This is a genomic window from Sphingopyxis panaciterrae (assembly GCF_011762125.1).
Taxonomy (GTDB): domain Bacteria; phylum Pseudomonadota; class Alphaproteobacteria; order Sphingomonadales; family Sphingomonadaceae; genus Sphingopyxis; species Sphingopyxis panaciterrae.
Window position 1 is genome coordinate 1 of the sequence record NZ_JAASQN010000001.1, and the last position, 20,771, is coordinate 20,771.

Below are 20,771 nucleotides of genomic sequence, written 5' to 3' on the forward strand. Positions count from 1 at the left end.
GTGCGTGGTGGTCACCCCCAACCACACCCCCCACTGTTGGTTTGTGGGTTTCTTAGTCCCCCCCCCCCGGGGGGGGGGGGGGGGGGGGGGGCGCCCCCCGCGAGCGTAGCGAGCCAGAGGTAGAGCGCCGCCTTCGGCGGCTACCCACCCCCGGCCCCTCCCTAAAAGGAAGGGGAGAAGAACGGCCGCTTCCGGCCTCTCGCTTCGTCATCCCGGACTTGATCCGGATCCACTGCGGCGTCGAAGTCGTGGACCCCGGATCAAGTCCGGGGTGACGAAAAAGGTTAGGGAGTGGCCGATAATGGACATTTGAAATTTGTCCGTGCTGCCTAAGCCACTCTGGATTGCTTCGCTTCGCTCGCAATGACGGGAAGGCGGCTTACGCCGCCTGCTTCGCCCGCTCGGACATTTCCTGATTGAGCATTTCCGCCAGCAGGAAGGCGAGCTCCAGACTCTGCCCTGCATTCAAACGCGGATCGCAATGCGTGTGATAGCGGTCGGCCAAATCCATCTGGGTCACGTCCATCGCGCCGCCGGTGCACTCTGTGACATTCTGGCCGGTCATCTCGATATGGATGCCGCCGCCATGCGTGCCCTCGGCGCGGTGGACGGCGAAAAAGCCGCGCACTTCGGCGAGGATGCGCTCGAACGGACGCGTCTTGTAGCCGTTGGGCGTCTTGATGACATTGCCGTGCATCGGGTCGCACGACCAGACGACGGGGTGCCCCGACTCCTTCACCGCGCGAACGAGCTTGGGCAGGTGGGCTTCGATCTTGTCATGGCCGTAGCGGGTGATCAGCGTCATGCGGCCCGCGACATGGTTCGGGTTCAGCGTGTCCAGCAGGCGCAGCAGCGCGTCGGGGTCGAGGCTCGGGCCGCACTTCATGCCGACCGGATTGCCGATACCGCGGAGGTACTCGATGTGCGCGGATCCCTCGAAGCGGGTGCGGTCGCCGACCCACAGAAAGTGGCCCGACGTGTCGTACCAGCCGCCGGTCAGGCTGTCCTGCCGCGTCAGCGCCTGCTCATAGGGAAGCAACAGCGCCTCGTGGCTGGTGTAGAAGCTGGTGCCCTTGATCTGCGGCACCGTTTCGGGGGTGACCCCGCATGCTTCCATGAAGGCGAGCGCTTCGGAAATCCGCGCCGCGGTTTCCTGATATTTCTTCGCCCACGGGCTGCGGTCCATGAAGTCGTGTGTCCAGGCATTGACCTGCCGCAGGTTCGCATAGCCGCCGTTCGCGAAGGCGCGCAGCAGGTTCAGCGTCGCCGCCGACTGGTTATATGCCTTGACCATCCGCTGCGGATCGGGCGCGCGGCCCGCGGCTTCGAAGGCGATGTCGTTGATGATGTCGCCGCGATAGCTGGGCAGCGACACGCCATCGACATCTTCCATGTCGGCCGAGCGTGGTTTCGCAAACTGGCCCGCCATGCGGCCGAGCTTCACCACCGGCATCTTCGATGCGAAGGTCAGCACGACCGCCATCTGGAGCAGCACGCGGAAGGTGTCGCGGATGTTGTTCGGATGGAATTCGGCAAAGCTTTCGGCGCAATCGCCGCCCTGGAGCAGGAACGCCTTGCCCTCGGCGACGCGGCCGAGATCGGCCGTCAGGTCGCGCGCCTCACCGGCAAACACCAGCGGCGGATAATTGCTCAGCTCACGCTCGGCGGCCGCGAGCGCGGCGTCGTCGGAATAGGTCGGAAGCTGGCGGGCTTCGTGCGAACGCCAGCTATGCGGCTGCCATGGTTGCGTCATCTTGTTACGTCTTCTGTGTTTCCGAGCGCCAAAATCGACTCGCGCGCCGCCATGGCGCGAATGCACCCTGGAAGCAAGAAGGCGTAAAATTAGCATTATGGAACGATTTGCGCACCTGTGCTTTTCTTGATTGGCGGAAACTGGTAGTTTGCGCCGGTTTTGAATGGGCGCAGCCGGGAGCGCGTCCAAGGCGTTCGGTAATCGGTAACGTTATATAGCTAAGTGTCCCAACTGCGGGACCGCGACGCGAAACGACTTGGTTATGGCGAATTTCAATCCGGCTGTATTCGGTTATGGGGCATTGCTGCTGTTGCTCGCAGCCTCCTTTGCCGTACGCCTCGATCATTTCCGCCTCGGCGTCGCGGCGGCGGCGCTGCTTGCCCTTCCGCTCACCCTCTTCAGCCCGGGCGGTTTTGGTTATGCCGCGCTTGTCGCGGCCATTCTGCTCGTCAATCTCGGCCTCGCGGCGCGGATCTGGTTCGGCGAAGCCACGGTCCGTTTTTCGGCCGAGGAGCAGGCGCTTCGCCGCCAGCATTTCGAAGGGCTGAGCCCGTCCACGGCGCGGCGTCTGATCGATCAGGGGCACTGGATTTCGGCGCGCCGCGGCGAAGTGCTGATCCGGGAAAACCAGGCGGCACCCAGCCTTTTCCACCTTGCCGAGGGTGAAGCGCTGATCCAGCGCGACGGGATCGAGGTCGGCACCGTTTCCGACGGCACGCTGATCGGCGAAGCGACGGTGCTCGATGGCGGCCATGCCACGGGCACGGTGTCGCTCGCCACCAATTCGCGGCTGTGGTTCGTACCCGCCGCGTCGCTGCGCGCCTTCCTTGCCGCCAATCCCGATATTGCGGGCTCCCTCCATGAAGGTTTTGCGCGGGCGCTGCGCGGAAAGCTGGCCAATGCGAACGCCCGCATTGCCGACATGCCGCCGCTGACATAGGATTAGCGCTCTTTCGCCTCGAATATGTAACCGGCAAAGGCTATCCTCGGCATATGACACTGACACTCTACGGCATCCCGAACTGCGACACGGTGAAGAAGGCGCGGCGCTGGCTCGACGAGCATGGCATCGTGCATCGCTTCCACGATTTCCGGAAGGACGGGCTCGATCCCGGCCGGCTGCAGGGCTGGATCGACACGCTCGGCTGGGACAAGCTGCTCAACAAGAGCGGGACGACCTTTCGCAAGCTTCCCGATGATCAGAAGCAGGGGCTCGACGCCGCGACGGCCAAGGCGCTGATGCTCGATCAGCCGGCGATGATCCGCCGCCCCGTCGTCGAAACCGAGGATGGCCTTTCCGTCGGCTTTGCGGCCGATGACTGGCAAGCACGTTTTGCGGCATGACGTACCGGGTCGCGGCGCTGCTGGCGATGCTGCTGCCGCTCGGTTGCAGCGCTGACGTGGTGACCGCGCAGACCACCCTCGACGGGCGCCCGCCGATCGTCATCGCGCACCGCGGTGCGTCGGGCGAGCGTCCCGAACATACGCTGGCGAGCTACCAGCTCGCGATCGAGCTCGGTGCCGATTATATCGAGCCCGATCTGGTGCTGACCAAGGACGGCGTCCTCGTCGCGCGGCACGAGAATGAGATATCGGAAACCACCGACGTCGCCGATCATCCCGAATTCGCCAGCCGCAAGGCGACGAAGACGATCGACGGCCACGCCGTGACCGGCTGGTTCACCGAAGATTTCACGCTCGCCGAACTCAAGACGCTGCGTGCCCGCGAACGGCTGCCGAAGCTGCGTGGCACCGCATATGACGGGAAATACGAGATCCCGACCTTCGAGCAGATACTGACCCTGCTGGCGGAGGCGAACAAGGGACGGGCGGAGCCCGTCGGCGTCTATCCCGAGACCAAACATCCGGCCTATTTCGCGTCGATCGGGCTGCCGCACGAAGCGCCGCTGCTCGCGATTCTCGACAAATATGGCTATCGCGGGCGCCATGCGCCGGTTTTCATCCAGAGTTTCGAGGTCGGCAACCTCAAAGCGTTGCGCGCGAAGAGCGAACTGCCGCTGATCCAGTTGATGGACGCCGAGGGCGGTCCCGCCGACGATCCGGCGCTGAGCTATGCCGCCATGGCGTCACCCGCCGGGCTGAAAGCCGTCGCCGCCTATGCCGACGGCATCGGCCCGTTCAAGGAAATGGTCATTCCCCGCAGTGCGCTGGGCACGCTCGGCGCGCCGACCTCGCTCGTTCGCGACGCCCATGCGGCGGGGCTGAAAGTCCATCCCTGGACCTTTCGCCGCGAAAATTACTTCCTGCCGCTGGGCGACAAGGGCGGGATCAACCCGGCCGGGCATGGCGATCTGGCGGCGGAGATCGACGCCTATCTGAAGGCGGGCATCGACGGATTGTTCAGCGACAATCCGCGCGAGGCCGTGGCAACGGTGAAGAAAGGATCGACACGATGACCGAACGCGCCCTGGGCCACAGCGGCCTGTCGATCCGCCCCTTTGTCCTGGGCGGCAATGTGTTCGGCATGACCGCCGACCGGGCGGCGAGCTTTGCCATCCTCGACCGTTTCGTCGAACAGGGCGGCGGGATGATCGACACCGCCGACGTCTATTCGGCGTGGGTTCCGGGGCACAAGGGCGGCGAATCCGAGACGATGATGGGCGCGTGGCTGAAGGAAAGCGGCGCGCGCGAGCATATCATGGTCGCGACCAAGGTCGGGATGATGCCCGGCGGGTTGAAGCCCGACAGCATCCGCGCCGCGGTACAGGGATCGCTCGATCGGCTCGGCGTCGACGTCATCGACCTGTATTTCGCGCACAAGGACGATCCCGACGTGCCGCTCGACGAAGTGCTCGGCGCGTTCGGCGAGTTGATCGACGCGGGCACGGTGCGGTCGATCGGGGCGTCGAACTATAGCGCTGAGCGGCTCGCTGAGGCGCTGCGCGTTGCGGACGCCAAGGGTCTGCCGCGCTTCACCGCGATGCAACCCGAACTCAACCTGCTCGACCGCGACCAGTATGAAGGTGCGCTGCAACAGCTTTGCATCGACGAAGGGCTGGGGGTCGTCACCTATTTCAGCCTCGCATCGGGATATTTGTCGGGAAAATATCGCGGCGCCGGCGATCTGGGCAAGAGCCCGCGCGGCGCGCGCGCCAAGCCCTATATGGAGGGCAAGGGGCCGTCCGTGCTGGCGGTGATGGACCGGATCGCCGGAGAAACGGGTGCCAGCCTGTCGCAAATCGCGCTGGCGTGGGTCGCGGCGCAGCCCGGCGTCACCGCGCCGATCGCGAGCGCGACGTCGGTAGAGCAACTTGACGACATCCTCGCAAGCGAAGACCTGGCATTGACCGGCGACCAATTGGCGGCGCTGACGGAGGCTGGCGCCTAGAGCAAATCCCGCGCCGACGGGAAAGGCGGATAGCGTTGGCAATGGCGGGTGCGATGGGCTAAGCCCCCGGCCCATGTCTACACTCCCCAAAACGCTCACCTACGACGCGTCGACCAGCCGCGCCAATCCCACGCCGCAACCGATGAAGCGGCTGACCGTACCGCGGATTCGCCAGCGCAAGGGCGGCGAGCCGATCGTGATGCTGACTGCCTATACCGTGCGCATGGCGCAATTGCTCGACCCGCATTGCGACATGCTGCTCGTCGGCGATTCGCTGGCGCAGGTGATTTATGGTCTGCCGCACACGGTCGGTGTGACGATGGACATGATGGCGCTGCACGGCGCGGCGGTGGTTCGCGGCAGCTATCACGCCGCGGTGATCGTCGACATGCCTTTCGGCAGCTATGAAGGTAGCCCCGAACAGGCGTTCAATAACGCCGCGCGCCTGCTCAAGGAAACCGGCGCCGCGGCGGTGAAGGTCGAGGGCGGCAAGGTGCTGGCCCCGACGATCGAATTCCTCACCCAGCGCGGGATTCCCGTCATGGGCCATGTCGGGCTGACGCCGCAGGCGGTCAATATCCTCGGCGGCTATGGCGTGCGCGGCAAGAGCGAGGAAGAAGCGCGTTCGATCGTCGAGGATGCGGTCGCGGTCGCACAGGCTGGCGCCTTTTCGATCGTCATCGAGGGCGTGCTCGAATCGATCGCGATCGAGATCACGGGCAAGGTCGATTGCCCGACCATCGGCATCGGTGCGTCGGCCGAGTGCGACGGCCAGGTGCTGGTGACCGACGATATGCTGGGCATGTTCGAACGCGTGCCGAAGTTCGTCAAGCGCTTCGGTGACATGGCGGGCGTCGTCGATAGCGCGGTGAAGGACTATGCCGACGAGGTCAGGTCCCGTTCATTCCCCACCGCCGATCAGACCTACGCCGGTTGATGCCGCGCGGTGCCGACCGGCGCGCCAAGTGAATCGCTTGGCGTTTTTCGGTGTCGTCGCTAAAGGAAGCGACCGGCCCGGGGCCGCGAATATGTTATGGAGGTTTGATTGGCCCTGAGCCCGACGAACAACGCCGCGCTGTTGCAGGAAGTCGACGAGGCCGTCCGCAAGGATCGGCTCGATACGATCATGCAGCGCTATGGCCGCTGGATCATCGGTGCCGTCCTTGCCGGTCTGCTCGCCTTCGGCGGCTATCTTTACTGGTCGCACCGGCAGGATGTCGCGCGCGGCGAAAATGCCGAAATCCTGCTCGGGGCGCTCGACAAGGCCGGAACCAATCAGCCGCGTGCCGCGACGAGCGAGCTCAAGACGCTCGAAGCCGGCAACGCGCCCGCGTATCGCGCCGCGGCGCTGATCGAACAGGCGAATATGAAGGCGCAGACGGGCGACCTTAAAGCCGCCGCCGCCTTGATGGCCAAGGTCGCGGCCGACACGAAGCTCGACAAGGCGATGCGTGATCTCGCGCTGATTCGCCAGACCGCGTTCGAATTCGACACGCTGAAGTCCGAAACGGTGATCGCGCGCATGAAGCCGATGGTCGATGCCAAGGATCCGGCGTCGAGCTGGTTCGCAAGCGCCGCCGAACTGTCCGCCATCGCGCATTACCAGCTTGGTCATTATGATCAGGCGGGCGCGCTTTATGGCCGCATCGCCAAATCGCCGAACGCCGGCAAAACACTGCAATCGCGCAGCGTCCAGATGGCGGGCATGCTGGGCGTCGATGCGGTGACCGACGGAGCGGCCGCGAGCGCCGCAGCAGAAAAGAAGACGGCGGCGCAAAGCGCTGCCGGGGACCAGAAAGGCGAAGCCGCGCCCAAGGCAGCGGCTGCCGCAAAAGTTGAGGAAAAGAAATAATATGCTGAAAAGGCATTACGCACTTTATGCGGCGCTGTTCGCGCTGCCGCTGGCCGGCTGCGGCGTGTTCAAGGGCAATGGGGGCCCGAAGACTCCGACGGTCGGCGATCGCGTTTCGATCCTGTCGAACGACAATAGCGTCAAGGTCGATGCGGCCACCGAATCGATCGCCGTCGTCCTGCCCGAACCCGCGGTCAATGCGAACTGGAGCCAATCGGGCGGCAACGCGTCGAAATCGATGGGCCATCCGGCGCTCGCGGCGACGCGCAGCCAGATCTGGGAAGCCAGCATAGCCGGAGGCAACAAGAAGCAGCGCCTGGCGTCGTCGCCGGTGATCGCCGACAATCGCCTGTTCGTCGTCGGAACCGATGCCGTCGTCACCGCTTTCGCCGCCGACACCGGTGCGAAGCTGTGGAGCGCCTCGATCGGCAGCACGGGCAAGGATTATAAGGATTCGCTGTTCGGCGGCGGCGCCGGGGTCGATGGCGATGTGGTCTATGCCACCAGCGGCGCGGGTGATGTCGCGGCGCTGAAAGTTGCCGACGGATCGGTGATCTGGAAGGTGAAGCCGGCGGGGCCGCTGCGCGGCGCGCCGACGATCGCCTTCGGCGGCGTCTATGTCATCAGCCAGGACAATCAGATTTTCGCGCTGAACACCGCCAATGGCGCGGTGCAGTGGCAGGCGACCGCCTCGCTCGAAGCCGGCAGCATCTTCGGCGCCGGCTCGCCCGCGGCGGGGCAGGGGACGATCGTCGCCGGCTTCTCGTCGGGTGAAGTCCAGGCCTATCGCTACGAGAATGGGCGCGACCTGTGGGAAGATGCGCTGGCGCGCACCTCGATGGCGCTTTCGGTATCGACCTTGTCCGACGTCGATGCCGATCCGGTCGTCGATCGCGGCCGCGTTTTCGCGCTCGGTCAGGGCGGCCGCATGGCGAGCTATGAACTCGTCACCGGGCAGCGGAGCTGGGAAATCTCGATCGCCGGCATCTCGACGCCCTATGTGGTCGGCGAGTGGGTCTATGCGATGACCGACGACGGCAAGCTGCTGTGCGTCGCGCGCGGGACCGGCAAGGTTCGCTGGCTGCAGCAGCTGGCGCGTTTCCGCGTCGAAACCGAAAAGAAGAAGAAGGATCCGATTCGCTGGACCGGCCCGGTGCTCGCGGGCGGCCGTCTGATCGCGGTGAACAGCGAAGGCCAGCTTGTCGAATTTTCGCCGACCGACGGTTCGACGCTGGCGACGACCGAATTCAAGTCGCCGCTGTCGCAGTCGCCGGTGGTCGCGAACAATATTTTATATATTCTGGCAGACGACGGACGTCTCACGGCCTGGCGCTGACGAGATACAAACTCTTGATACCATTGGTCCTGAGGAGGGGCTGAGCTTGTCGAAGCCCCGTCTCGAAGGATGCGCAGCTTATCGCCCTTCGAGATGCCATTTCGGCAAGGTCAATGGCTCCTCGGGACAAACGGATGTATTGGGGTCGCGGTGACGCGAGACAATCATGCCGATTGGCGAAGGATAGGATAATAAAATGCCGCGATCCGCAACGATCGCCATTGTCGGCCGGCCGAATGTCGGCAAATCGACGCTGTTCAACCGGCTCGTCGGCAAGCGCCTCGCGCTCGTCGACGATCAGCCGGGGGTGACGCGCGACCGGCGCGAAGGCGACGGCAAGCTGCTCGGGCTCGAATTCCGTATCGTCGATACGGCGGGCTTCGAGGATTATGATGCCGCGACGCTGCCCGGCCGGATGCGCGTGCAGACCGAAAAGGCGGTACGCGAGGCCGATGCCGCGCTGTTCATGATCGACGGTCGCGCCGGGGTGACTCCGCTCGACGAGGAAATCGCGCGCTGGCTGCGCAGCGAGGACACGCCGATCATCCTCGTGGTCAACAAGGCCGAGGGCAAGCAGGGCGAAAACGGCCTGATGGAAAGCTATTCGCTCGGTTTCGACAATCCGATCGCGCTCAGCGCCGAGCATGGCGAGGGCGTGGTCGACCTGTTCGATGCGCTGCGTCCGATCGTTGAGGGCTATGATGCGGTCGATGCCGAGGCCTTGCCGTCGCTGGCGGAAGGCGAAGACGATGAGGACGCGCCGCTCGGCCCGATGAAGCTTGCAATCGTCGGCCGCCCGAATGCGGGCAAGTCGACGCTGATCAACCGCATGATCGGCGAGGATCGCCTGATCACCGGACCCGAGGCGGGCATCACCCGCGACTCGATCCGCGTCGACTGGCAATGGGACGACGGCGGCGAGGTTCACGAGATCCAGCTGTTCGACACCGCGGGGATGCGCAAGCGTGCCAAGGTACAGGACAAGCTGGAGAAATTGTCGGTCGCCGACGCGCTCCATGCAGTGGACTTCGCCGAGGTCGTCGTCCTTTTACTCGATGCCACGAAAGGGCTGGAGGCGCAGGACCTGCGCATCGCCGACCGGGTGCTGCAGGAAGGGCGCGCGCTGATCGTCGCGCTCAACAAATGGGACGTTGCCGAGAATCCGTCGTCGCTGTTCAACGGCGTGCGCGGGGCGCTCGACGATGGCTTGTCGCAGGTCAAGGGCGTGCCCGTGCTCAGCATTTCGGGCGCGACCGGAAAGGGCATCGATACGCTGGTACGCGTCGCGTTCGAACAGCGCGCGATCTGGACCAACCGCGTGTCGACCGCGCGGCTCAACCGCTGGTTCGAAGGCGCGGTCGATGCCAACCCGCCGCCGGCGCCCGGGGGCAAGCGGATCAAGCTGCGCTATATCACGCAGGCGCGTACGCGTCCGCCGACCTTCGTTGTCTTCGGCACCCGCACCGACGCGCTGCCGGGAAGCTATGAGCGTTACCTGGTCAATGGCATGCGCAAGGAATTGGGTTTTCAGGGCGTCCCCGTCCGGCTCAATTTCCGCAATTCGCGCAACCCTTATGACGAGTGATGCGATTGGAGACTGAGGGGACGCTGATCGTCGATGCGCGCGGCATGCGCTGTCCATGGCCAGCGCTGCGGCTGGCGCGCGCCATGCGGGAGAGGGTCGACGTCTTGCTGATTGCCGATGACCCGCAGGCAGGGCGCGAAATCGCGGCGCTTGCGGATGAGCATGGCTGGCAAATCGACTCCGAAATCGGTGTCGATGCCACGGATCGCTGGCGAATCCGTCGCGGCTGATCCAAATGGATGCGATTTTCGCGGCCGGGCACCGCGGTTGTAACCTCTTTTTTACCGACTTTGGCGCATGGGATATGGGGGCTCATGGACCAAATATTGCCAAGGAACGAAAGAGTGGACGAGATCCTGATCGATTGGGATGAGTTTCGCGCCACGCGTACCCAGTTGGGTGCCGCGTTCGTGCGGATTCTCGGCTATTTTCGCGAGGACGGTATCAAATCGGTCGCGGCGATCGAGGACGCGATGCGCGCCCGCGATGCAAGGGGACTCGTCATGCCGGCACACACGCTGAAAAGCGAAGCGCGGCAGTTCGGCGCCGAAAAGCTTGGCGCGCTGTCCGAGGATATCGAGATTTTCGCGCGCCACTGCCTCGAAAGCCAGATCAGTCCCGAGGAATATCTGCCGCGCGTCGTGACGCTGCGTCCGCTATTCGAAGAAACGCTCGCCGCGCTCGAACGCGAAGCCAATCCGCTGGTCCAGCGCCGGACGACCGGTTTCGGCCGCGCCGTCGGTTACTGAGCGGGCGCCCGCCGCCGCCGCATCGGCTGCAACGACCCGCGCGCGCAGCTGCGCCACAGCCATTCGAGCGGACCATAATGAAAACGCTCGAGCCACGGTTTCGACCACAGCAGCATCAGCCCCCAGGCGCCGACGCACAGCAGGTAGAGCGTCCAGCGGTCGACCGATCCGAACAATCCCAAGCCATAGCCGTAAAAGATCGTCGTCATCAAAATGCTGGTGCCGAGATAATTTGAAAAGGCCGCGCGGCCCGCCGCTGCGACGCGGGCCAGCCACGCGCTCCCGCGGGCGCGATCGATCAGCAGCACGAGCAGGGCGGCATAGGCGATCGTCATCAACAACCGCCCCGGCTGCGCCCAAGCCGTAAAGGCGTTCATCGTGACGATATAGTCGAAGCCTGAATCCCACTGGAGCCAGGCGACAAACAGCGTGAAGAGCAGCCCCGGCGGCAGGCAGAAGAGCGCGACGCGCCGGTAGTCACGGGCCGTCCACGCCCCGGTCAGGAAGCCGTTTTTGAACAACGCCATGCCGAGCATCATCAGCGGCAGCGTTTCGAGCAGAGACATCAGCACCCCGATGAAGGGGTTGGCGGCATGGTCCAGCCGGGCATCGAGCATCGGCAGATAGTTTCCGCGGTAGAGTGCCAGTTCGTCGGCGACCTCATCGTCGATCGCGGCATATTCGCCGCGCAATTCCTGACCGGCCGCAGCGAACGGCGATGCGGGATCATCGGAAAAGCTGGCGAGGGCAAGCTGGCTGCCGAAGAAGAGCGACGTCAGCAGCACGCCGAGCGTGAACAGGCTGATCGCCCATCGGATCAGCCGCCGTGCTTCCCATTGGCGAAAGCCGAACGCGAGGCACCCGACGCTGGCGTAGAGGAACAATATGTCGCCCCACCAGATGAAGAGGTAATGGCAGAGGCCGAAGATCGCGAGCCACGCCATGCGGCGGTAATGGACCGATCCCGCATCCCGCCCGCTCGCTTCGGCGCGATCGACGATCAGCAGCAAGCTGGCGCCGAACAGGATCGAGAACAGCCCGCGCATCTTGCCGTCAACCAGGATGAAGCCGAGCAGCCAGGCGAGGATGTCGGCCGATGTTTCGCCGCCATAGGCGCGCGGCGTGACATAGGCCATTTCGGGCATCGCGAAGGCGACGATGTTCATCGCCAGGATGCCCATCACCGCAAAACCGCGCAGCGCGTCGAGGGTGATGAGGCGTTCGCCCGCAACGTCTTGATCTTCGCGCATATCGCCCATCTCCTCTATTGTGAAAATATAGCAGTCCAGCACGCGCCACGCTCAGCGCCCGCAAATCCTTATTGACATATATGTCAGTAGTGCTAGATGGACAGCATCAACTGATTCGAACGAGAGCGACCATGACTCCGACCATCTTCTCCCATCCCGACCGCCAGCCGGCCAAATTCCGCCCGTTCAAGGCGTTCGCCCATTTCCGCAAGCTGATCGCGGACAAGGAAGACACCGAACAGGTGTTCCACATCTTCGAAAATCTGCCGCGCAAAGGCTTTTTCGACGATGCGCGGGCGTTCGTCGAGAGCGATCAGGGCAAGCGCCTGATGGAAAGCGAACCCTATCTTCCCGACCTGCTCGACGACCATAGCTGGATCGATGCCCTGCCCGAGGGCAGCGTCGGCCACGCCTATGTAACCTTCATGCGCCGAGAAGGCCTGTCGGCCGCAGGGCTTGTCGCCGAAAGCGACAAGATGGGCCGGGCGAAGTTCGACGACCAGCTGCAATGGTATTCGAACCGCCTGCGCGACACGCACGACCTGTTCCACATCCTGACCGGCTATGGCCGTGACGCGCTCGGCGAACAATGCGTGCTCGGCTTCACCTATGGCCAGACGGGCAATTACGGCAATTTCTTCATCGCCTATGCCGGTGGTTATGAAGTGAAGCGCAGCATCAAGAGCGATGCGCCGGTGATGGGCGCGATCCGCCAGGGCCAGCGCCACGGCAAGGCGTCGCAGGCGATCATCGAGCAGGATATCCGCTCGCTGCTCGCCGAACCGCTCGACGCCGCGCGCGCGCGCCTGGGGATCGGCGAGCCGACGCTGTATCAGGAAGCGCACCGCGCTTACCGCAACCGCGGCATCGATCCGTACAACTTCCTCGCGGCGAAGGCCGCGATGGCTTGAACGTTTTTCCTCCCTGCGCGGCAGGCGGGGGGAGGGGGACCGCTCGCAGAGCGAGTGGTGGAGGGGCGGCGTCATAGCCCCTCCGTCAGCGGCGATGCCGCTGCCACCTCCCCATCGCTTCGCGACAGGGAGGATTTATTAATCCAGCTTCGCGATCAGCGCCTGCGCGGCCGCGGGGTTGCGGACTTTCGCGCCGGATATGAAGAAGAGATAGACGTCGCGGTCGCCCTTGGCCCAGTCCTTGGCCTGCTTCGCCCATGTGTCGAGCGCCTTGTCGTCATAGCCGGTTTCGACGTCCTCCTGCGATCGCTGGAGCCGGGCGTAGGTGAAGTCGGCGGTCTGTTCGTCGATGCAGGGAAACTCGTCGCTGTCGGCATAGACTAGTGCGATGTTGCGCTCGCGCAGCATGTCGATGAAGGCCGGATCGCGAAAGCTTTCGTCGCGGACCTCGATCGCATGGCGCAGCGGCAATCCATCCTGGCTGTCGGGCAGCAGGTCGAGGAACCCCGCAAAATCATCGCGGTCGAACTTCTTCGTCGCCATGAACTGCCAGTGGATCGGGCCGAGCCGGTCGCCGAGGCGGGTCAGCCCCTGCGTCAGGAATTTCTCGATCGATCCGGCGCCTTCTTTCAGCACCTTGCGATTGGTGGTGAAGCGTGACGCCTTGACGCTGAATTTGAAACCGTCGGGTACTGCGTCCGCCCAATTGGCGAAGGTTTCGGGTTTCTGGCTGCCATAATAGGTGCCGTTGATCTCGATCCCGGTCAGATGCTGCCCGGCATATTCGAGCTCGCGCTTCTGCGCGAGGCCGGCGGGGTAAAAGGGGCCGCGCCACGGCTCGAAGGTCCAGCCGCCGATGCCGATGTGGATGCTCATACGCTTCTCACCTCCGTGCCAAATAACAGCTCGTCATTGCGAGCGTAGCGAAGCAATCCAGAGCATGCGTACGCCACTCTGGATTGCTTCGCTACGCTTGCAATGACGTTTTAAGCGAGCGCCGCGTCGGCTCCCATCAGCGTCGGAAAAAACCCCTCATGCGCTTCGCGCAGTTCGGCGAGCGTCACCTGATGGTCGCTGCCTTCCAGTTCGAAGACGATGCGGTCCTTGATTGTGCGCCCAACGGGATCGACCGGCACGTCGGCGCGGCCGGCGGCGTCGAGGAAGTCGGCGAGGCAGGTGTCGCAGACGGTGACCAGATACAGCCCCTGATCCTCGCCGAAGAAGCTTTCGGCGACGCCAAAGGGCTGTTCTTCGCTGACCAGCACGCCGATGTTCGACTTCAGTGCCATTTCGGCAAGCGTCACCGCGATGCCGCCGTCGGAGACGTCATGGCAAGCGGTGATCCAGCCGGCATTGATCGCGCCGCGGATGAAATCGCCGGTGCGCTTTTCGGCGCGCAGGTCGACGGGCGGCGGCGGGCCTTCCTCGCGGCCGAGGATTTCGCGCAGCCACACCGACTGGCCGAGATGGCCGGCGCGTTCGCCGACCGCGAGTACGATATCGCCGGTGCGCTTGAAGCCGATGCCGACCGCCTTGTTCCAATCCTCGATCACGCCGACACCGCCGATCGCGGGGGTCGGCAGGATCGCGCTGCCGCCGCCGGTTGCTTTCGATTCATTGTAGAGGCTGACGTTGCCCGAGACGATCGGATAGTCGAGCGCGATACACGCCTGCGCCATGCCGTCGAGGCAGCCGGTGATCTGGCCCATGATTTCGGGGCGCTGCGGATTGGCGAAGTTGAGGCAATTGGTGATCGCGAGCGGCGTCGCGCCGACCGCGCTGATGTTGCGCCAGGTTTCGGCGACCGCCTGCTTGCCGCCTTCGACGGGGTCGGCGTAGCAATAGCGCGGGGTGCAGTCGGTCGACATCGCGAGCGCGCGGTTGGTGCCGTGGATGCGCACCAATGCGGCGTCGCCGCCGGTCTGCACCGTGTCGGCGCCGACCTGGCTGTCATATTGCTCCCAGATCCAGCGGCGGCTGGCGATATCGGGGGTGCCCATCAGCGCTTTGAGGTCGGCAGCGACATCCTGCGTCTCGGGGACGTTGGTCAGTTCGGCCTGCTTCGGCGTCGGCACATGCGGGCGGTCATAGAGCGGTGCGTCGTCGGCGAGCGGGGCGAGCGGGATGTCGCAGACGATCTCGCCATGATGTTCGAGCACCATGCGGCCGGTGTCGGTGACGGTGCCGATAACCGCGAAGTCGAGTTCCCATTTGTGGAAGATCGCGGCGGCGAAATCCTCGCGGCCGGGCTTCAGCACCATCAGCATGCGTTCTTGGCTTTCGGACAGCATCATTTCATAGGCCGTCATGCCGGTTTCGCGCTGCGGCACATCATCCATTTTGAGCTGGAGGCCTACGCCGCCCTTCGACGCCATCTCGACCGACGACGAGGTGAGGCCCGCGGCGCCCATGTCCTGGATCGCGACGATCGCGTCCGACGCCATCAGTTCGAGGCACGCCTCGATCAGCAGCTTTTCGGTGAAAGGGTCGCCGACCTGGACGGTCGGGCGCTTTTCTTCGGCATCCTCGCCGAAATCGGCCGACGCCATCGTCGCGCCATGGATGCCGTCGCGGCCGGTCTTCGAGCCGACATAGACGATCGGATTGCCGACGCCCGACGCGGCCGAATAGAATATCTTGTCTTGCTCGGCGACGCCGACGGTCATCGCGTTGACCAGGATATTGCCGTCATAGGCCTTGTGGAAATTGACCTCGCCGCCCACCGTCGGCACGCCGACGCAATTGCCGTAGCCGCCGATGCCGTGGACGACGCCCGAGATCAGATGCTTCATCTTCGGATGGTCGGGGCGGCCGAAACGCAGCGCGTTGAGATTCGCGACCGGGCGCGCGCCCATGGTGAAGACGTCGCGCAGGATGCCGCCGACCCCGGTCGCCGCGCCCTGATAGGGTTCGATATACGACGGGTGGTTGTGGCTCTCCATCTTGAAGATGGCGGCGAGCTTCTTGCCGTCCGGCCCTTCGCCGATGTCGATGACGCCGGCATTTTCGCCAGGACCGCAGATCACCCAGGGCGCTTCGGTCGGCAGTTTCTTGAGGTGGAGGCGCGAGCTTTTATAGCTGCAATGCTCGGACCACATGACCGAGAAGATGCCGAGTTCGACGAGGTTCGGCTCGCGCCCGAGCGCGTGCAGGACGCGATCATATTCTTCCGGAGACAGGCCGTGCTCGGCAACGATCTCGGGGGTGATGACGGAGGCGGGCGCGGTTGCGGTCTGGGTCATGGCGCGCCTTTAGCGATCCAGGCGCGAAACGAACAGACCCCATGATGCATTTTGCACTATGGGGTCTGCGGTCGGAGAGCGGGTTCAGCGCGAAGCGAGCGTCGCCGTCCCGGCCTGGAGCGATTCGACGTCGCGCAATGCGAAGCTCACCTGCTGCGAACCGACGGTGCCGCGGACACGGTGCTGACCGACACGAAGCGTGAACGGCTTGCCAGTGCGTTCCTCGACGCCGCTGATCACGCGCGTGTCGCCAACCTGAGTGACGGTGTAGCTGTAGACCGCGCCCTTATGTTCGAAACGCTGGGCCGGCGCATCTTTCGCAAGAACGGCACCGGGCGCGAGTGCGAGCAGGCCGACGGCGGAGAGAATGAAGTTTTTCATGGTGATGCAAGTCCTTGTCGGTTGAACAAAACTTGCCTTCGAGCCCCTCTCTTCTTGTGCGATGCAACATGAATGGTGGCGCGGATATCGGCAATTGCAAAATGTGGAACCGGGATTGCGCTGAAGGGAAGGGGCAGAGCTTTCTGAGATGAATGTCCGGGAACGGCCCCTGCCCACCCAAAGCCGCCGTCCGTCTCCGGCTAACAGAAGCCGTAACACATGAAGCGCCGGCCTATGACGTCGCGCTTGACCGCATGGGGTCGAAAGGGCCAAAGCAGGTGGATGACGGATACCCCCGACACCGCTGCCGCCGCGATTGCCTCGCTGTCGTTCGAAGCCGCGATGGGCGAATTGGAGACGATCGTGCGGCGGCTCGAAAGCGGCGACGTCAATCTCGAGGAATCGGTGGCACTTTATGAGCGTGGCCATGCGTTGCGGGCGCATTGCGAAGCGCGGCTCGCCGCGGCGCAGGCGCGCATCGAACAGGTCAGCCTCGGTGCCGACGGCCAGCCGGCGGGAACCACAAGCTTCGGCGAAAGCTGACCGGTGGCAGCGCGTATCGACGGCGATCCCGCCCCGGCTGCGCATTTGCTGCGGACCGCGCAAGCCGATGTCATGGCAGGCATCGATCGCCTGTTCGATCAGTGGCTGCCCGTCCCCGCCGATCCGCGCGAACGGCTGTATCAGGCGATGCGCCATGCCGCGATCGCGGGCGGCAAAAGACTTCGTCCGCTGCTGGTCCGTGCGGCCGGCGACCTGTTTCACGTCGACCGGATGCTCAGCCTGCGCGTCGGTGCGGCGGTCGAGGCGATGCACGTCTATTCGCTGATCCACGACGACCTGCCGTGCATGGACGACGACGACCTGCGCCGTGGCAAGCCGACGGTGCACAAGGCGTATGACGAGGCGACCGCGGTGCTCGCGGGCGATTCGCTCCACGCGCTAGCGTTCGAGTGGCTGTGCGATCCGGCGACGAGCGCCGACCCGTTCGTGCGCGGCGAGCTTTGCTGCGAACTCGCACGCGCTTCGGGACCGGCGGGCATGGCGGGCGGCCAGATGATGGACCTGGCGGCGGAGACGTCGGATTTCGACCTGCGCACCGTGACGCGGCTCCAGCAACTCAAGACCGGGGCGCTGATCGCCTTTTCGGTCGAGGCGGGCGCAATCCTGGCGCGGGTTCCGGCCGAGGGACGCACGCCGCTGCGCGGTTATGCGCGCGATATCGGGCTCGCGTTCCAGATCGCCGACGACATCATGGATGTCGAGGGTGATGAGGCGTTGGCGGGCAAGGCGCTGCACAAGGATGATGCGGCGGGCAAGGCGACCTTCGTCACCCTGATGGGCATCGAGCGCGCGCGCGAACAGGCGACGGCGCTGGTCGAGCAGGCGATCGGGCACCTGTCGGGTTATGGCGAAGAGGCGGCGCTGCTCCGCGCGATCGCACGCTATGTGGTGGAAAGGGACCATTGATGCGCATTGGGGTTTATCCCGGGACATTCGATCCGATCACGCTCGGGCATATGGACATCATTCGCCGCGGCGCGAAGCTGGTCGACCGGCTCGTCATCGGCGTCACCACCAATATCGCCAAATCGCCGCTCTTCGACGATGACGAGCGGATCGAGATGGTACGGAACGAAGTCGCGGACATCGGCGGCGACATCCGCGTCGTCGGCTTCAACGCGCTGCTGATGGACTTTGCGACGCGCGAAGGGGCGAGCGTCATCGTTCGCGGGCTTCGCGCCGTCGCCGACTTCGAATATGAATATCAGATGGCGGGGATGAACCAGCAATTGAACGACCGGATCGAAACGGTGTTCCTGATGGCCGACGTCGGATTGCAGCCGATCGCGTCGCGACTGGTCAAGGAAATTGCGATTTTCGGCGGAGATATTCACAAATTCGTGACCCCGGCGGTGCGCGAGGCGGTGGTGAGCCGCATCGCCGAGCGGGGTTTGCGCCAGGGTGAGGGGTGATGTCTCGCTTATGGGTGAACTCTCCCAATCATTGAGCGTTCAGCTTTTTCCCGCTAGGGCGCGCTGACAGGGCGCAAACCGCAATTATGACAAAGGCCGATCCCGCATGAAATTCATCTCCCGCCCCTTGATCTTGACGGCGATGGCGCTCGGTCTTGCGGCTTCGGCCATCGCGCAGGAAGCGCCGCCGCCGCCGGGACCGACCCCCGAAGGCAATCCGGCACCGGCCGAAATCCCGGCTCCGCCGCCGCCCGCGGAAACGCCGCCCGTTGAGGCGCCTCCTGCCGAAGCCCCTCCAGCGGATGCTCCCGCAGCGGCCGATGCGACGCCCGCGGTCGAGCCGCCGGTGATCCCGGCAATGGCGCCCGAACAATATATGGGCGTTCCCGAGTATATGCTCGACATCGACCTTTCGACCGGCGGCCGGGTGGTCATCCAGCTCTATCCCAATGTCGCGCCGAACCATGTCGAGCGCGTCAAGCAACTCGCGCGCGCCGGCTTTTACGACGGGGTCAAGTTCCACCGCGTGATCGACGGCTTCATGGCGCAGACGGGCGATCCGACCGCGACCGGGCAGGGCGGCTCGCAGCTTCCCGACCTGAAGGCCGAATTCAACCCGACGCCGCACCTCCGCGGTACCGTGTCGATGGCGCGCGCCGAGAGCGAGGACAGCGCGAACAGCCAGTTCTTCATCATGCTCCAGCCGCGCTTCGCGCTGGATCGCCGTTACACCGTCCTCGGGCGCGTCGTGTCGGGGATGCAATATGTCGATGCGATCCAGAAGGGCGAGCCGCCCGCGATGATGTCGCGCATGGTGCAGGTGTCGGTTGCCGCCGACAACAAGCCGGTGCCGCCGGCGTCGATGCTGACCGAGACACCGCCCGCGCCGTCGCCGCCCGCGGTCACCGTCGACGAGCTCAACGCCCCGATCAAGCAGTAAGCGCGGCGGCGCGCCCGAGAGCCTACGCTAGACCATGCGCGTCGACGCCTTCGATTTCGATCTCCCAAACGACCGCATCGCGCTGCGGCCCGCACGGCCGCGCGATGCGGCGCGCATGCTGGTCGTCGCCGGTAACGAGGTGGCCGATGCAGGGGTGAGCGACCTGCCGGCATGGCTGCGCCGCGGCGATTGTCTGGTTTTCAACGACACCCGCGTCATCCCGGCGCAGCTCGCGGGGCGCCGCGGCGAGGCCAAGATCGGCGCCACCCTGCACAAGCGCATCGACCTACGCCGGTGGCAGGCTTTCGTGCGCAACGCCAAACGGCTGCGCGTCGGCGAGACGGTCGATTTCGGTGCTGGGGTCGAAGCGATCGCCGAGGAGCGGCTGGCCGACGGCAGCTTTATCCTGGCATTCGGCGGCGACGAGCCGGTCGAGGTGCTGCTGGAGCGTGCCGGCACGATGCCGCTGCCGCCCTACATCGCAGGCAAACGCGCCACCGACGATGCCGACCGCGCCGATTACCAGACGATGTTCGCGCGCGAGGACGGCGCGGTCGCGGCGCCGACCGCGGCGCTGCATTTCACCCCGGCGCTGCTGGCGGCACTCGCCGACGCCGGGATCGCGACCGAGACGCTGACATTGCATGTCGGCGCCGGCACCTTCCTGCCGGTGAAGGCTGACGATACCGAAGACCATGTCATGCACGCCGAATGGGGGCGGATCGAGGCCGATGCCGCGGCGCGGCTCAACGCGGTGCGCGCCGCCGGCGGCCGCGTGATCGCGGTCGGCACGACCAGTCTGCGCCTGCTCGAAAGCGCGGCGCAGGATGACGGTATGATCGCGCCGTTCGCGGGCGATACGTCGATCTTCATTACCCCCGGCTATCGCTTCAAGGCGATCGACGGGCTGATGACCAATTTCCACTTGCCGCGCTCGACCCTGTTCATGCTGGTCAGCGCGTTGATGGGGCTTGAGGTCATGCAAGCCACCTATGCGCACGCCATCAAGAATGAATATCGCTTCTACAGCTATGGCGATGCGAGCCTGCTGCTTCCCGCCGCATAGGGCGGCCGGTCGAAACATCGCCGGCGCCCCGAAATCGCGCCGATGACGAAATAGGAACATATAGAGAACATTTTCTCTTTCCTACAATATTCCAGCATCATAGCCTCTTTGCATTCCAACACGAAACGGCGCTTTTTGGCGCGAATCAGGGGAATGCTGATGAAGAAGATCTGGCTGCCGGCGCTCGCGCTGGCGTTACTGGGACCGGCAGCGGCGATGGCCGCCGAGACCATTACCTATAGTTATGACGGCAAGGGCCGGGTGGTGAAGGTCGTCCGCACCGGCACCGTGAACAACAATGTCACCGTCGAATATACCCACGACAAGGCCGACAATCGCACCCGATTGAAGACGACCAATTCCCCCAATCCTCCGCCCTGA

At 64.6% G+C, this 20,771-nt stretch carries 22 protein-coding genes; 17 read left to right on the top strand and 5 right to left on the bottom strand.

Annotated elements, in window-relative coordinates; all coding sequences use genetic code 11:
* Positions 1-379: 379 nt before the first annotated feature.
* A complete protein-coding gene (locus FHR22_RS00005; protein WP_166937680.1) occupies positions 380-1,753 on the bottom strand; it encodes a class II 3-deoxy-7-phosphoheptulonate synthase in 1,374 nt (457 codons plus the stop codon).
* A gap of 262 nt (positions 1,754-2,015) precedes the next feature.
* On the opposite strand from FHR22_RS00005, the gene FHR22_RS00010 reads away from it, so the two are divergent.
* The 10 genes from FHR22_RS00010 (at position 2,016) to FHR22_RS00055 (ending at position 10,624) form a co-directional block, all read left to right on the top strand.
* Complete coding sequence (locus tag FHR22_RS00010; RefSeq protein WP_166937681.1) at positions 2,016-2,693, top strand: Crp/Fnr family transcriptional regulator; 678 nt, start codon at positions 2,016-2,018, stop codon at positions 2,691-2,693.
* Positions 2,694-2,746: 53 nt separating this feature from the next.
* The gene (locus tag FHR22_RS00015; RefSeq protein ID WP_166937682.1) at positions 2,747-3,097 is read left to right on the top strand and encodes an ArsC family reductase; all 351 of its coding nucleotides are present in this window, start codon (positions 2,747-2,749) and stop codon (positions 3,095-3,097) included.
* On the top strand, positions 3,094-4,170 hold the full coding sequence (locus FHR22_RS00020; RefSeq protein WP_166937683.1) for a glycerophosphodiester phosphodiesterase: 1,077 nt from the start codon (positions 3,094-3,096) through the stop codon (positions 4,168-4,170). The genes FHR22_RS00015 and FHR22_RS00020 overlap by 4 nt, the downstream gene beginning before the upstream one ends.
* A complete protein-coding gene (locus FHR22_RS00025) occupies positions 4,167-5,102 on the top strand; it encodes an aldo/keto reductase (protein ID WP_166937684.1) in 936 nt (311 codons plus the stop codon). The genes FHR22_RS00020 and FHR22_RS00025 overlap by 4 nt, the downstream gene beginning before the upstream one ends.
* Before the next feature lie 73 nt (positions 5,103-5,175).
* Positions 5,176-6,039 (top strand): 3-methyl-2-oxobutanoate hydroxymethyltransferase, encoded by an 864-nt coding sequence (gene panB, locus FHR22_RS00030; protein WP_166937685.1) that lies wholly within the window; start codon positions 5,176-5,178, stop codon positions 6,037-6,039.
* A gap of 108 nt (positions 6,040-6,147) precedes the next feature.
* On the top strand, positions 6,148-6,954 hold the full coding sequence (locus FHR22_RS00035) for a tetratricopeptide repeat protein (protein ID WP_166937686.1): 807 nt from the start codon (positions 6,148-6,150) through the stop codon (positions 6,952-6,954).
* Between the two features lies 1 nt (position 6,955).
* Positions 6,956-8,290, top strand: coding sequence for an outer membrane protein assembly factor BamB family protein (locus tag FHR22_RS00040; protein ID WP_166937687.1), 1,335 nt, complete (start codon positions 6,956-6,958; stop codon positions 8,288-8,290).
* 196 nt (positions 8,291-8,486) lie between these two features.
* Positions 8,487-9,875 (top strand): ribosome biogenesis GTPase Der, encoded by a 1,389-nt coding sequence (der, locus tag FHR22_RS00045; RefSeq protein ID WP_166937688.1) that lies wholly within the window; start codon positions 8,487-8,489, stop codon positions 9,873-9,875.
* Positions 9,875-10,105, top strand: coding sequence for a sulfurtransferase TusA family protein (locus FHR22_RS00050; RefSeq protein WP_166937690.1), 231 nt, complete (start codon positions 9,875-9,877; stop codon positions 10,103-10,105). Before der ends, FHR22_RS00050 begins: the two co-directional genes overlap by 1 nt.
* A gap of 84 nt (positions 10,106-10,189) precedes the next feature.
* Positions 10,190-10,624 (top strand): Hpt domain-containing protein, encoded by a 435-nt coding sequence (locus tag FHR22_RS00055; protein ID WP_166937692.1) that lies wholly within the window; start codon positions 10,190-10,192, stop codon positions 10,622-10,624.
* Here the strand turns inward: FHR22_RS00055 and FHR22_RS00060 are convergent.
* Complete coding sequence (locus FHR22_RS00060) at positions 10,618-11,874, bottom strand: DUF418 domain-containing protein (RefSeq protein ID WP_166937694.1); 1,257 nt, start codon at positions 11,872-11,874, stop codon at positions 10,618-10,620. The two genes, FHR22_RS00055 and FHR22_RS00060, sit on opposite strands and share 7 nt — an antisense overlap.
* Before the next feature lie 131 nt (positions 11,875-12,005).
* On the opposite strand from FHR22_RS00060, the gene FHR22_RS00065 reads away from it, so the two are divergent.
* Positions 12,006-12,785, top strand: a complete 780-nt coding sequence (locus tag FHR22_RS00065) for a Coq4 family protein (protein ID WP_166937696.1) — start codon at positions 12,006-12,008, stop codon at positions 12,783-12,785.
* Between the two features lie 138 nt (positions 12,786-12,923).
* Here the strand turns inward: FHR22_RS00065 and FHR22_RS00070 are convergent, their stop codons facing one another.
* The 3 genes from FHR22_RS00070 to FHR22_RS00080 form a co-directional block, all read right to left on the bottom strand.
* Complete coding sequence (locus tag FHR22_RS00070) at positions 12,924-13,661, bottom strand: DUF72 domain-containing protein (protein ID WP_166937698.1); 738 nt, start codon at positions 13,659-13,661, stop codon at positions 12,924-12,926.
* A gap of 110 nt (positions 13,662-13,771) precedes the next feature.
* Positions 13,772-16,027 carry a phosphoribosylformylglycinamidine synthase subunit PurL gene (purL, locus tag FHR22_RS00075; RefSeq protein WP_166937700.1) on the bottom strand — a complete coding sequence of 752 codons (2,256 nt, stop codon included), beginning with the start codon at positions 16,025-16,027 and terminating at the stop codon, positions 13,772-13,774.
* A gap of 84 nt (positions 16,028-16,111) precedes the next feature.
* Positions 16,112-16,408 carry a hypothetical protein gene (locus tag FHR22_RS00080; RefSeq protein ID WP_166937702.1) on the bottom strand — a complete coding sequence of 99 codons (297 nt, stop codon included), beginning with the start codon at positions 16,406-16,408 and terminating at the stop codon, positions 16,112-16,114.
* A gap of 282 nt (positions 16,409-16,690) precedes the next feature.
* Here FHR22_RS00080 and FHR22_RS00085 point away from each other — a divergent pair, with 282 nt between their 5' ends.
* The 6 genes from FHR22_RS00085 to FHR22_RS00115 all read left to right on the top strand — a co-directional run bounded on the left by FHR22_RS00085 (position 16,691) and on the right by FHR22_RS00115 (position 20,771).
* A complete protein-coding gene (locus FHR22_RS00085) occupies positions 16,691-16,951 on the top strand; it encodes an exodeoxyribonuclease VII small subunit (protein WP_166937703.1) in 261 nt (86 codons plus the stop codon).
* Between the two features lie 72 nt (positions 16,952-17,023).
* The gene (locus FHR22_RS00090) at positions 17,024-17,878 is read left to right on the top strand and encodes a polyprenyl synthetase family protein (protein ID WP_208417505.1); all 855 of its coding nucleotides are present in this window, start codon (positions 17,024-17,026) and stop codon (positions 17,876-17,878) included.
* Entirely contained in the window at positions 17,878-18,384 is a 507-nt protein-coding gene (gene coaD / locus FHR22_RS00095; RefSeq protein ID WP_166937707.1) for a pantetheine-phosphate adenylyltransferase, read from the top strand. The genes FHR22_RS00090 and coaD overlap by 1 nt, the downstream gene beginning before the upstream one ends.
* A gap of 106 nt (positions 18,385-18,490) precedes the next feature.
* Entirely contained in the window at positions 18,491-19,324 is an 834-nt protein-coding gene (locus FHR22_RS00105) for a peptidylprolyl isomerase (protein ID WP_243853395.1), read from the top strand.
* A 34-nt stretch (positions 19,325-19,358) separates the two neighbouring features.
* Complete coding sequence (gene queA, locus FHR22_RS00110) at positions 19,359-20,390, top strand: tRNA preQ1(34) S-adenosylmethionine ribosyltransferase-isomerase QueA (RefSeq protein WP_166937709.1); 1,032 nt, start codon at positions 19,359-19,361, stop codon at positions 20,388-20,390.
* A gap of 159 nt (positions 20,391-20,549) precedes the next feature.
* On the top strand, positions 20,550-20,771 hold the full coding sequence (locus tag FHR22_RS00115) for a hypothetical protein (RefSeq protein ID WP_166937671.1): 222 nt from the start codon (positions 20,550-20,552) through the stop codon (positions 20,769-20,771).